The 12,265-nt window shown below is 60.3% G+C and carries 9 protein-coding genes; 8 read left to right on the plus strand and 1 reads right to left on the minus strand.

Annotation, left to right across the window (positions count from 1 at the left end; translation table 11 throughout):
• Positions 1-3: 3 nt before the first annotated feature.
• The 6 genes from MA884_RS11375 (at position 4) to MA884_RS11400 (ending at position 7,860) form a co-directional block, all read left to right on the plus strand.
• Positions 4-1,455, plus strand: coding sequence for an alginate O-acetyltransferase (locus MA884_RS11375; protein WP_256230615.1), 1,452 nt, complete (start codon positions 4-6; stop codon positions 1,453-1,455).
• Between the two features lie 23 nt (positions 1,456-1,478).
• A complete protein-coding gene (locus tag MA884_RS11380) occupies positions 1,479-2,603 on the plus strand; it encodes a mannuronate-specific alginate lyase (protein WP_256230652.1) in 1,125 nt (374 codons plus the stop codon).
• 220 nt (positions 2,604-2,823) lie between these two features.
• On the plus strand, positions 2,824-4,389 hold the full coding sequence (locus MA884_RS11385) for an MBOAT family protein (RefSeq protein ID WP_256230616.1): 1,566 nt from the start codon (positions 2,824-2,826) through the stop codon (positions 4,387-4,389).
• 11 nt (positions 4,390-4,400) lie between these two features.
• Entirely contained in the window at positions 4,401-5,576 is a 1,176-nt protein-coding gene (locus MA884_RS11390) for an alginate O-acetyltransferase (RefSeq protein ID WP_256230617.1), read from the plus strand.
• 14 nt (positions 5,577-5,590) lie between these two features.
• Positions 5,591-6,256 carry an alginate O-acetyltransferase AlgF gene (locus tag MA884_RS11395; RefSeq protein ID WP_256230618.1) on the plus strand — a complete coding sequence of 222 codons (666 nt, stop codon included), beginning with the start codon at positions 5,591-5,593 and terminating at the stop codon, positions 6,254-6,256.
• Between the two features lie 152 nt (positions 6,257-6,408).
• Positions 6,409-7,860, plus strand: coding sequence for a mannose-1-phosphate guanylyltransferase/mannose-6-phosphate isomerase (locus MA884_RS11400; RefSeq protein WP_095963112.1), 1,452 nt, complete (start codon positions 6,409-6,411; stop codon positions 7,858-7,860).
• An 80-nt stretch (positions 7,861-7,940) separates the two neighbouring features.
• Here the strand turns inward: MA884_RS11400 and MA884_RS11405 are convergent, their stop codons facing one another.
• Positions 7,941-10,661 carry an RHS repeat domain-containing protein gene (locus MA884_RS11405; RefSeq protein ID WP_256230619.1) on the minus strand — a complete coding sequence of 907 codons (2,721 nt, stop codon included), beginning with the start codon at positions 10,659-10,661 and terminating at the stop codon, positions 7,941-7,943.
• A 174-nt stretch (positions 10,662-10,835) separates the two neighbouring features.
• Between MA884_RS11405 and MA884_RS11410 the strand changes: the two genes are divergently transcribed.
• Positions 10,836-11,300 carry a multidrug transporter gene (locus MA884_RS11410; RefSeq protein ID WP_256230620.1) on the plus strand — a complete coding sequence of 155 codons (465 nt, stop codon included), beginning with the start codon at positions 10,836-10,838 and terminating at the stop codon, positions 11,298-11,300.
• A 31-nt stretch (positions 11,301-11,331) separates the two neighbouring features.
• Complete coding sequence (locus MA884_RS11415) at positions 11,332-12,156, plus strand: SDR family oxidoreductase (RefSeq protein WP_256230621.1); 825 nt, start codon at positions 11,332-11,334, stop codon at positions 12,154-12,156.
• Positions 12,157-12,265 lie beyond the last annotated feature (109 nt).

Below are 12,265 nucleotides of genomic sequence, written 5' to 3' on the forward strand. Positions count from 1 at the left end.
TTTATGAACCCACAGATGATCAAACTTCTGGGCCTGTCCGCCCTGACTGCCGGCATTCTCGCCGCCACAAGCGGCGCGCGCGCCGCTGAAACCACAGCGCCTGTGTTCACTGCCGAACCATGCTGCAACCTCTGCCCGGCTGCTTATGACGCGAAGAACTACACCACGCGCTATCAGCAGAACTTCACCACACTGGTACAGGCCCAGGGCGATTGGCTGTTCCGTACCCAGGAAGACCTGCGTACCGAATTCAACACCACCCCGGCCGGCTACAAGCGCATGCAGCAGTTGCACGACGCGTTCAAGAAAAAAGGCGTCGAGCTGGTGCTCGTCTATCAACCGACCCGGGGCCTGGTGAATCGCAACAAACTCAACCCTCAGGAAAAGGCCAGTTATGACTTCGACAAGGCCCTGACCAACTACAAGAGCATGCTCGGGCGTTTCGCGCAGATGGGTTATGTAGTGCCGGACCTGTCGCCGTTGACCAACGAAAGCCTGCCCGACACCCTGCCGGCCCACGATTTCTACTTCCGTGGCGACCAGCACTGGACCCCGTACGGTGCCCACCGCACGGCGAAGATCGTGGCCGAGAAGGTCAAGCAGATCCCGGCCTTTGCCGACATTCCCAAGCGGGAGTTCGAGACCAAGAAGTCCGGCCGCATGGGCAAGACCGGCACCCTGCACAACATGGCCGGCCAGCTGTGCGGCACCAGCTACGCGGTCCAGTACATGGACCAGTTCACCACCGAGCCTAAAGGCGAAGCCGGTGACGGCGACCTGTTCGGCGACTCCAGTGATCCGCAGATCACCCTCGTGGGCACCAGTCACAGCGGCAAGAACTACAACTTCGCCGGTTTCCTTCAAGAAGCCATCGGCGCCGACATCCTCAACGTTGCCTTCCCCGGCGGCGGTCTGGAAGGCGCGATGATCCAGTACCTGGGCAGCGAAGAGTTCCAGAAGAGCCCGCCGAAAATCCTGATCTGGGAATTCTCGCCGCTGTATCGCCTGGACCAGGAAACCATCTACCGCCAGATGATGGCGTTGCTGGACAACAACGGTTGCGAAGGCAAGCCCGCGATGATGAGCAGCAAGACTGCCCTCAAGCCCGGCAAGAACGAATTGATGGTCAACAGCAAGAACATGGACCTGCGTAACGGCAGCCACCAGATCGATATCCGCTTCGCCGATACGTCGGTGAAAACCTTACAAGCCACCCTCTGGTACATGAATGGGCGCCACGAGGATATCAAGATCGAAAAACCGGACACTTCCGAAACCGACGGACGTTTCGCCTTCCAATTGCGCACCGACGAGGACTGGGCTTCCCAGAACCTGCTGGCTGTCGAAGTCCAGGGACCTGAAGCCGGTGCCGAGCCACAGCAAATCGAAGCGAAAGTCTGCAAACGCAATGCATCTCCGCAAGCCGGGCAACAAACGGCTCAAATCGGACAATGAGGTCTCGTCTCATGACCAGAACCATGCGCACCCGAACGTTGAAAACGCTGCTGGCGCCGTCCCTGCTGACCCTGGCGATCTTCGCCGGAGCGACGCAGGCCGCGGCCCCGCTACGCCCGCCCCAGGGTTACTTCGCACCGATTGAAAAATTCAAGACCGGCAGCTCTGACGACCGCTGTGAGGCGGTACCGACGCCCTACACGGGCGCCCTGCAATTTCGCAGCAAGTACGAGGGCTCCGACAAAGCCCGTGCAACGCTGAACGTGAAATCGGAAAAGGCTTTCCGCGATGCCACTTCCGACATCACCCGGATCGAGCGCGGCGTCAGCAAACAAGTGATGCAATTCATGCGCGACGGCCGCCCCGAGCAGCTGGAATGCACCCTGAACTGGCTGACCGCCTGGGCCAAGGCCGATGCGCTGATGTCCAAGGACTTCAACCACACCGGCAAGTCCATGCGCAAATGGGCCCTGGGCAGCATGGCTTCGGCCTATGTGCGCCTGAAGTTCTCCGAGTCTCGCCCACTGGCCAATCATCAGGAACAGGCACAACTGATCGAAGGCTGGTTCAGCAAGATGGCCGATCAGGTGGTCAGCGACTGGGACAACCTGCCGCTGAAGAAAATCAACAACCACTCCTACTGGGCCGCTTGGTCGGTGATGGCCACCTCTGTGGCGACCAACCGCCGCGACCTGTTCGACTGGGCCGTCAAGGAATACAAGGTCGGCGTCAACCAGGTCGATGCCGAGGGCTTCTTGCCCAACGAACTCAAGCGCAAGCAACGGGCCCTGTCCTACCACAACTATGCCCTGCCGCCCCTGGCGATGATCGCCAGTTTCGCCCAGGTCAACGGCGTGGACCTGCGCCAGGAAAACAACGGCGCCCTCAAGCGCCTGGCTGACCAGGTGCTGGCCGGGGTGCAAGACCCGGAGATCTTCGAAGACAAGAACGGCGATGAACAGGACATGAAGGATCTGAAAGTCGATTCCAAGTTTGCCTGGCTCGAACCGTTCTGCAGCCTCTACACCTGCCCCGAGGATGTACTGGAGCGCAAGCATGAAATGCAGCCGTTCAAGACGTTCCGCCTCGGCGGGGACTTGACCAAGGTGTACGACCCTTCATGGGAAAAAGGCGAAAAAGGTAGCTGATGCCCTATCTCCTGCCTGGCAGGGGACCTGTGGGAACAAGACTTGCCCGCGATAGCCATGACGCGGGGGCACTGAATGAACTGCGTCATCGTTCATCGCGGGCAAGCCTTGCTCCCACAGTAATCGCGGCGTCTGAAAGGTAATAAAACCTCCCGGTTTTCATGGGGGGGTTTGGGGGGGCTCTGGCCCTTGACTGTTGATTCAACATGGAGAGATCGGGATGGTATTTTCATCCAATGTGTTCCTGTTCCTGTTCCTGCCGATCTTTCTCGGCTTGTACTACTTGAGCGGGCAACGCTATCGCAACCTGCTGTTATTGCTGGCCAGCTATGTGTTCTATGCCTGGTGGCGCGTGGACTTCCTGGCGCTGTTCGCCGGCGTCACCCTGTGGAACTACTGGATCGGGCTGAAAGTCGGCGCCGCCGGCGTGCGTACCAAACCGGCCCAGCGCTGGCTGTTGCTCGGCGTGGGCGTGGACCTGTGCATCCTGGGCTACTTCAAGTACGCCAACTTCGGTGTGGACAGCCTCAACGCGATCATCAGCGGCTTCGGTCTCAATCCGTTCATCCTGACCCACGTGCTGTTGCCGATCGGGATCTCGTTCTACATTTTCGAGTCCATCAGCTACATCATCGACGTTTATCGCGGTGATACCCCGGCGACCCACAACCTGATCGACTTCGCAGCGTTCGTGGCGATCTTCCCGCACCTGATCGCCGGCCCCGTGTTGCGTTTCCGCGACCTGGCCGATCAGTTCAACAACCGCACCCACACCCTGGACAAATTCTCCGAAGGCTGCACGCGCTTCATGCAGGGCTTCATCAAGAAAGTGTTCATCGCCGACACCCTGGCGGTGGTGGCCGATCATTGTTTTGCCCTGGATAACCCGACCACAGGCGATGCCTGGCTCGGTGCCCTGGCCTACACCGCGCAACTGTACTTCGACTTCTCCGGCTACAGCGACATGGCCATCGGCCTGGGCTTGATGATGGGTTTCCGTTTCATGGAGAACTTCAAGCAGCCCTACATCAGCCAGTCGATTACCGAGTTCTGGCGGCGCTGGCACATCAGCCTGTCGACCTGGCTGCGCGATTACCTCTACATCACCCTGGGCGGCAATCGCAAAGGCACGCTGATGACCTATCGCAACCTGTTCCTGACCATGCTGCTCGGTGGTCTGTGGCACGGCGCGAACATCACCTACGTGATCTGGGGTGCCTGGCACGGTATGTGGCTGGCCATCGAAAAAGCGGTGGGCATCAACACCATGCCACGCAGCATCAATCCGATCCGCTGGGCACTGACGTTCCTGCTGGTGGTGATGGGCTGGGTAATCTTCCGTGCCGAGAACCTGCACGTGGCCGGCCGCATGTACGGCGCCATGTTCAGCTTCGGCGACTGGTCGCTGTCGGAACTGACCCGCGCCAACCTCACCGGCCTGCAAATCGCCACGCTGGTTGTGGCCTACGCCACTCTCGCTTTCTTCGGCCTGCGCGATCTCTACACCAATCGTCCACCGGTCAAGACCAAGCCTGAAGTGAACACCGAGGCCGATGGCCCGGCCACCGCACAACCGGGACTGATCAAGGCTGTACCGGGCGATAACCCGTCGAGCATTCATCAACCGGGCTACACCGTGGGCGTCGAAGCCCAAGTGCAACCGGCGTACTGGGTCGCTGACTGGCCGCGCTACGTAATGCGTACCCTGGTGCTGGTGCTGTTCATCGCCTCGATTCTCAAACTCTCGGCGCAAAGCTTCTCGCCGTTCCTTTACTTCCAGTTCTGAGGGATCTGAACATGACCCGCTCATTACGCATCTTCTACATCGCACTGTTCCTGCTGACCTTGACGGTCCTGGGCCTGTGGTCGGTGCGCAGCTTCTTCGGCTTCAGCACCAACCCCGATGCGACCGTGCTCAACGGTCGCTGGACCAAAGCCGTCGAGACCCACTACGACGACGAGTTCCCGATCAAGCGCCTGGGCACCAACATCTGGGCGGCACTGGACTACAAGCTGTTCAACGAGGGCCGCAAAGGCGTGGTCCTGGGTCGCGATCAGTGGCTGTACAGCGACGAAGAGTTCAACCCGATCGTCAACGAAGAGCAGAACCTGCAAGGCAACTACGCGCTGGTCGAAGGCGTGCGCCAGAAGCTCAAGGAACAGGGCATCACCCTGGTGATGGCGATCGTGCCAGCCAAGGCGCGCCTCTACCCGGAACACTTGGGTGAAGTGAAGCCATCCAGCATTCACGCCAACCTCTACCAGGACTTCCATGCCCGCGTGGCGGCAGACAGGATCCTGGCCCCTGACCTGCTCGGCCCGATGCAACAGGCCAAACAAAGCGGCCAGCAAGTGTTCCTGCGCACCGACACCCACTGGACCCCGGAAGGCGCGCAGGTCGCCGCCGAGAAGCTGGCCAAGACGATTGCCGAGCGCACCCCACTTAACGGCGAGCCACAACGTTTCGTGACAACCCCAGCGGAAAAAGTCATTCACAAGGGCGACCTGCGTCAGTTCCTGCCCCTGGACCCGCTGTTCGAAAACCTGATGCCAGCCCAGGAGCCGCTGGTCAAACGCACCACCCGCGAAGCCGACGACCAGCCGGCCAGCGATGACGCACTGTTTGCCGATGCCCAAGTGCCCGTGGCGCTGATCGGCACCAGCTACAGCGCCAACCCCAACTGGAACTTCGTCGGTGCACTCAAGCAGGCCCTGCACAGCGACGTCGTGAACTACGCCGAAGACGGCCATGGCCCGATTCTGCCGATGCTCAGCTACCTCAAGAGCGACGCCTTCAAGGACAGCCCGCCACAGGTGCTGATCTGGGAGTTTCCTGAACGTTATCTGCCTGTGAACAACGAAATCGGCGACGCCGACCCGCAGTGGGTCGCAGAACTCAAACAAGCCGGCGCACGCCAACAAAACGTAGCAGCCAACACCCCATCCGAGACGCCCGACCGGGCGCAAAACTGAAAGAGAGGTCCACCATGACTTTCACTACAACTCCTCGCCGTCTCGCCGCTCGCTCCCTCCAGGCCGTTGCCCTGGTTGCCAGCATGAGCGCCCTTTCACTGCCTGCCTTTGCCGGTGACGGCGCCCTGTACGCTCCGACCGCGCCAAAAGGTTCGAGCTTCGTGCGGGTATACAACGCCAGCAACGCCGAAGTCAGCGCCACCGTCGGCAATACCAATATCAACGACGTGGCACCGCTGGCCAGTAGCGACTTCAGCTTCATGCCCGGTGGCGACTACAGCGCCAAGGTCGGCAGCCAGACCCTGCCGGTGAAACTGGCCTCCGATCACTCCTACACCTTGGTCAACAACGCCAGCGGCCAGCCTCAGTTGATCGAAGAACCGCCGTTCAAGAACAAGCAGAAGTCCCTGATCCGCGTGCAGAACCTCAGCGACAAGCCGCTGACCCTCAAGACCGCCGATGGCAAGACCGAAGTGGTCAAGACCGTCGCGGCCAAGGGCCGTGGCGAGCGTGAAATCAACCCGGTGAAAGTGAGCCTGGCGCTGTTCGACGGCGACAAGAAAGTCGGCGACCTCAAGCCCGTGGCCCTGGAACGCGGCGAAGCGGCCGTACTGTACGTCACCGGCTCCGGCAGCAGCCTGTCGCCAGTGTGGGTGAAACGCCCGGTGTCGACACGATAAGCGCAGCGGCAAGTCTCAAGCTTCAAGCTGCAAGTAAAAGCTTGCCGCTTGAAGCTAGAAGCTTGCAGCTGCCCCCTGGAACAACAACAAGAGAGTGAAACGACAGAACGCAGTAGCTCTAAAAACCATTTCGATTTGTAGGAGTAACAAACATGATTCCGGTGATCTTGTCAGGTGGTAGCGGCTCACGTCTTTGGCCGCTTTCGCGCAAGCAATTCCCTAAACAGTTCCTGGCCCTGACCGGCGAACACACCCTGTTCCAACAGACCCTCGAGCGCCTGGTGTTCGAAGGCATGGACACCCCGATCGTGGTCTGCAACAAAGACCACCGGTTCATCGTCAACGAGCAGTTGAGCAACCGCAAGCTGGAAGCCCAGCGCATCCTGATGGAGCCGTTCGGTCGCAACACTGCACCCGCCGTAGCGCTGACCGCCATGATGCTGGTCAATGAAGGCCGCGACGAGCTGATGCTGGTCCTGCCGGCCGACCACGTGCTGGAAGACCAGAAAGCCCTGCAACGCGCGTTGGCCCTGGCCACCGTGGCCGCCGAGCGTGGCGAAATGGTGCTGTTCGGCGTACCGGCCACCAAACCGGAAACCGGTTATGGCTACATCAAGTCGACCAACGATGCGCTGCTGCCTGAAGGGGTGAGCCGGGTTTCGCACTTCGTCGAAAAACCCGACGTCAAGCGTGCCACCGAGTTCGTCGAGGCCGGCGGTTACTTCTGGAACAGCGGCATGTTCCTGTTCCGTGCCAGCCGCTTCCTCGAAGAGCTGAAAAAGCACGATCCGGACATCTACGACACCTGCCTGCTGACCCTGGAGCGCAGTGAACAGACCCCGGACACCATCACCTTCGACGAAGCCACCTTCGCCTGCTGCCCGGACAACTCCATCGACTACGCGGTGATGGAAAAGACCCAGCGCGCCTGTGTGGTGCCACTGTCGGCCGGCTGGAGCGATGTCGGCTGCTGGTCATCGCTGTGGGAAGTCAACCCCAAGGATGCCAACGGCAACGTCACCAAGGGCGACGTGGTCGTCCAGGACAGCCGCAACTGCATGATCCATGGCAACGGCAAGCTGGTGTCGGTGATCGGCCTGGACAACATCGTGGTGGTCGAAACCAAGGACGCCATGATGATCGCCCACAAGGACAAGGTCCAAGGCGTCAAGCAGATGGTCAACACCCTCAACGCACAGGGCCGCACCGAGACCCAGAACCACTGCGAAGTCTATCGCCCGTGGGGTTCCTATGACTCGGTGGACATGGGCGGTCGTTTCCAGGTCAAGCACATCTCGGTCAAGCCGGGCGCGTGCCTGTCGCTGCAGATGCACCACCACCGTGCCGAACACTGGATCGTGGTCAGCGGCACCGCCGAAGTGACCTGCGACGAGAACGTGTTCCTGCTCTGCGAAAACCAGTCGACCTACATCCCGATCGCGTCGGTGCACCGCCTGCGCAACCCGGGCAAGATCCCACTGGAAATCATCGAGGTGCAGTCCGGCAGCTACCTGGGCGAAGATGACATCGAGCGTTTCGAAGACATCTACGGTCGCTCCACCCCGATCGAACGTGGCGTCTCGGTGAAAACCATCGCCCAATAACGATCAGCCGTACAAGAAGCCCCCGTCCAGCCCACTGCGTCCCCTATCCGCAGTGGGTTGGGTGGGGGCTTTTTCACAGGTCAGGCGGCCTGCCTGATGGGCGATTTCTTATGCCAGGCACGGACATTTATCGAGCCCGGAATCTTGATCTCCAAGGTACCGCCGAATGCCTGATCGATCGTATTGAGCAATTCAGGCGCTTGCAATCTGCCCACTTGCGCAGGGGATATGCCTGAGTTGCCCACCAACAGGGCTTTAAGGTCTTTTAAACGGCCCCTCACCATCGGAACCGCTCCCAGGTCCGAGGAGTGCTTCGGTTCCAGCACGTCAGGCGATGCAAAAAACTCCACTGTTTCGAAGTCCTTTCCCAACGCAGCCTCCAGCGCATTGTCATCCTCAAGATCGTATTCCGCGTAATGGGTCATTGATTGCAGAAACTTACGCTCGTTCGCCTCACCGTCTATCGCTAGAAGGAAGAAGGTAAAAGCGCTGTTCCCGGCTTTCGTCCAGTCTTTTTCATTGGTATTGCCGCCCTTTCCACCCAGCGTCTTTACGCCTTTATGGACCAATGAAAAGTTCGAAGCGATTTGCTTGAAAGAAGGTTCTTCACCTGCATTTCTGCCTACGGTGTAGTGCCTCAATGTGAAGCGCCTGTCCTTGACCTTTGCAAGCATCGTTTCCGGCGCTTTCTTTGTTTTGAAGTTAAGTCGGTTATCCGTGATGTCGGCCATCATCTCGAATGGCAATTGCCTATCCGTATCGCTGTAGCGTTGTTGGTATTCCCCGTAAATACCGGTTGCAGTCGACAACGCAGTTTTCGATCTCGGTTCGGCGCCCTGCTCGTCAAAAAAAGTCATCGGGTTGTTACGCAACATCCGATAAAGATTCAATCCATCCACTTGACCTGCCGGATCAGGATTCACCCATCGTTGCAGCCAAGGCGTGTAATACCTGAAGCCATAGTAATAAAGCCCCGTGGCATCCCTCTCTTTGCCCGAATAACGCACCGTCTTGTAACCCACCTCGATCGCGTCGCCCCCTGCCAGAGAAGCCGTTTCGCCAAAAGGATAAAAATGCTCACGGCTGATGATCCGCCCGTCCAGGGCAAGCTCCATGCAGACCGAGCCCAGATGATCGACCAGGCTGAATCGGTAGCCATCGTTTTCCCCGGTCGGCGGTGCGCTTTCCCAATGCAGCACCCGGACATCGCTGAGCCCGCCCTCGGCGATGACCACCTGTAGCGCCTCACCCGTGCCGCTGTCGGCATGCAACTCCAGCCCCGGCAGATAACGCACCTCGGCGGTCAGCGTACGGGTGCCGGTCTGCAGCGTGCGCAGCTTGCGCACACGTTGACCGCCGCCATCGTAGACATAAGCCTCGCTGTCGTTGAGTTCCGAGGCGCGTTCGATCGGCGTGACCGAACTCAACTGGTTGCGCAAATCCCACACCAGGGACCGTCCCGCGTCCAGCTCCAGGCAATTGCCCCGCGCATCGAACGCGGCGGCGATTTCCTCCTCCGTGGGCGGCACGCCGTTGCGGTACGGCAGGCAGCGATTGCTATAGCGAGCCGCTAGGATTTCCCGACCATGGCTTTGTGCCCCGACGTGAACCAGCGCCAACAGATTGCCGCCTTCGTCGTAGCGGTAGGTCTGCTGGTAATTGCTAACCGCCGCCGGGTCGTTGTGCCCCTGCGAGTCGGGCCCTTGGTTCGCCGAGCCCGCCTCCCAACCGGTGGCTTTGATCAGTTGATAGAGACTGTCGTAGACAAAGCGGCTGATCGGGTCGATGCGCTGGTTGGCAAAGTAGCGGACCGCCAGGGCGGCGTCCTCGATGCTCAACACGTTGCCCATCGGGTCATAAACGTAGCGCAAGTGTTGCAGTACCTGGCCGGCACGCAGGGCTTGGCGCTCCGCCAGGCGCCCGTCTTCAGGGCTGTAGACAAGGGTGGTTTGCACGCCGTTGCCGGCTGTTTGCCCCTCGATCTGTCCAAGGGCATCGTAGCGAATATCACTCACCAGCGTCTGCCAATCGCCCTGCCCCGCCAATAACAGTTGGTTGCCGGACAGCCGGCCATCGAGCGCAAGGCATTGGCGTTGTCGATTTCCCCGGGCGTCGACTCGCTCCAGCACATCGCTCAGCGGCCCAACACGCCACGTCGAAACGGCACCGCTTCCAGGTTCAAGGAGTTGTTCGCGATCGGATTCCGGCTCCGGCCAATCGGGCAAAGCCGCATCAAGGATGTAACGGCGGTCCTGCATGAGGTTTTGCCCGGTCAAGGCAAACGACGCCAGTAACAACGTACCCGCCGTGTCGTCGTGACGGATCAGCTGGCCATACTGGTTGTGGTTCTGATCGCCCTGCCCCGGATAACCATACTTCAGACGCTCGACACATCGGCGCGGTTGCCCGGCGCTTTGTTCGAGCACCACCACGGGACGGAGCAAGTCGTCGTAGACCACCTCGCGATGCGTCCCTCGGCCGTCCCACGCCTGCAAGCCCTCGCTGGCGAGCCCTGGCAGATCGATCTGCATGCCCGCATCGACGCTATCGGTACGCAACGCGGCAGCGGACAGGGAATAAACCGTCGAAAGGTTGGCCGGTGCCGACTGATCGTCTTGTTGTAAGAACCACAATCGAGGATCCCATTGTTTTGCCAAACGGCCGGTGGCATCGAAAAGATTGCGGGTGATGCGCTGTTGCGTGGGTCCGTTTTCGGTGTTGCGCCAATAGTCGACCGAACGAACCGGTAAACTCCTTGGGTCAAAGGCCATCAGCCTCGGGGTTCGCTGATCCATGCCCATCTCATCAGGCCTCTTGGTTGTGGCATCGCTGCGTCGTACCCCGGCATCTAACAAGGACAAGCACCCCTTGCCTACTGTCAGATATGACAGTGGCGACCGATGGCCCGAGACGGATGAATATCCACGGTCCCTCCCCTCCGGTAGGATGGGGTGACGGTAACGGAGGCTTCAACCATGCTTATCGGCGTCTTGCTGGTCATCACCTGGCTCATCCTGCTGCTGCGCTATCCGGCCAAGGCGCTGCCGGTGTCCCTGGCGGCGTTCGTCGGGCTGGGGCTGGTGGCCGCGTGGGTACTCTGGGAGGACAGCCGCGAAACCCGACAACTGGCGCGCCTGGATCTGCGTGTCACTTACGCCCCCGAACGCTGCCCGGCCGACCGTCCGTTGTTGCTGACCATGACAAATGGCAACGATGTACCGCTGACCGAACTGCGCTGGCGGATCGCGGCCTATGCACCCGGCGACACCATCAATCTGGCCGACAATCAGTACACCGCACCGCGTTATCGCGGCCCAGGCGAGTTGCAGCCCGGCGCGGACTGGCAAGACTGCCTGTCGCTGCCACCGCTGCGCCCCGGCTATCGTCCACAAACCCTGGAGTTTCGCGCCGAACGATTGCAAGGCAGTTTCTCCAACTGATCCCCTCTCACTGTTTGCATAAGGAATGGCCATGCCCGTAGCGTTGATTACCGGATGTTCCAGCGGCATCGGCCGCGCCCTCGCCGATGCCTTCAAGGCCGCCGGCTATCAAGTTTGGGCCAGTGCACGCAAGGATGAGGACGTGGCGCTGCTCAGCGCAGCCGGCTTCACCGCCGTACAACTGGACGTAAACGACGGCCAGGCCCTGGAACAGTTGAGTGAACGCATCAACCAGCAACACGGCGGTCTCGATGTGCTGATCAACAATGCCGGTTACGGTGCCATGGGGCCGTTATTGGACGGTGGCGTGCCGGCGATGCAGCGCCAGTTCGAAACCAACGTGTTCGCCATCGTCGGAGTGACCCGCGCACTGTTCCCGGTGCTGCGTCGAGCCAAGGGCTTGGTGGTGAACATCGGCAGCGTTTCCGGTGTGCTGGTGACGCCATTTGCCGGCGCCTATTGCGCCTCGAAAGCGGCGGTGCATGCCTTGAGCGATGCACTTCGCATGGAACTGGCGCCGTTCGGCATCCGCGTGATGGAAGTCCAGCCCGGTGCGATCGCCTCCAGTTTCGCCAAAAATGCCGGCCATGAAGCCGAGCAACTGATCAGCGAACAGTCACCCTGGTGGCCTCTGCGCGACGGCATCCGCAGCCGCGCCAAGGCATCCCAGGACAACCCGACCCCGGCCAGCGACTTCGCCGCAGGACTGCTCAAGGCCGTGCAGCAACCCAGCCCCCCGCGCCTGCTGCGCCTGGGCAATGGCAGCCGGGCGTTGCCGTTGATGGCCGGTTTGCTGCCCAAGGGGTTGCTGGAAAAAGGCTTGATGAAGCGATTCGGGTTGGGTGGGTCGCTGTAAATACCGGAGGAGTAACAGGCATTACTCCTGTGGCGAGGGGATTGGGGGCGAACACAAAACGCATCTCCGGCGAAGATCCAATGTGGGAGTGGGCTTGCTCGCGAAGACG

The organism is Pseudomonas sp. Q11 (genome assembly GCF_024494355.1).
GTDB classification, from domain to species: domain Bacteria; phylum Pseudomonadota; class Gammaproteobacteria; order Pseudomonadales; family Pseudomonadaceae; genus Aquipseudomonas; species Aquipseudomonas hefeiensis.

What these genes read in the sequence shown, in the direction of transcription:
- MA884_RS11410 (WP_256230620.1), top strand. Translation starts at nt 10,836, where the DNA reads ATGCTTATCGGCGTCTTGCTGGTCATCACCTGGCTCATCCTGCTGCTG.
- MA884_RS11405 (WP_256230619.1), bottom strand. Translation starts at nt 10,661, where the DNA reads ATGGGCATGGATCAGCGAACCCCGAGGCTGATGGCCTTTGACCCAAGG.
- MA884_RS11375 (WP_256230615.1), top strand. Translation starts at nt 4, where the DNA reads ATGAACCCACAGATGATCAAACTTCTGGGCCTGTCCGCCCTGACTGCC.
- MA884_RS11415 (WP_256230621.1), top strand. Translation starts at nt 11,332, where the DNA reads ATGCCCGTAGCGTTGATTACCGGATGTTCCAGCGGCATCGGCCGCGCC.
- MA884_RS11380 (WP_256230652.1), top strand. Translation starts at nt 1,479, where the DNA reads ATGCGCACCCGAACGTTGAAAACGCTGCTGGCGCCGTCCCTGCTGACC.
- MA884_RS11385 (WP_256230616.1), top strand. Translation starts at nt 2,824, where the DNA reads ATGGTATTTTCATCCAATGTGTTCCTGTTCCTGTTCCTGCCGATCTTT.
- MA884_RS11400 (WP_095963112.1), top strand. Translation starts at nt 6,409, where the DNA reads ATGATTCCGGTGATCTTGTCAGGTGGTAGCGGCTCACGTCTTTGGCCG.
- MA884_RS11390 (WP_256230617.1), top strand. Translation starts at nt 4,401, where the DNA reads ATGACCCGCTCATTACGCATCTTCTACATCGCACTGTTCCTGCTGACC.
- MA884_RS11395 (WP_256230618.1), top strand. Translation starts at nt 5,591, where the DNA reads ATGACTTTCACTACAACTCCTCGCCGTCTCGCCGCTCGCTCCCTCCAG.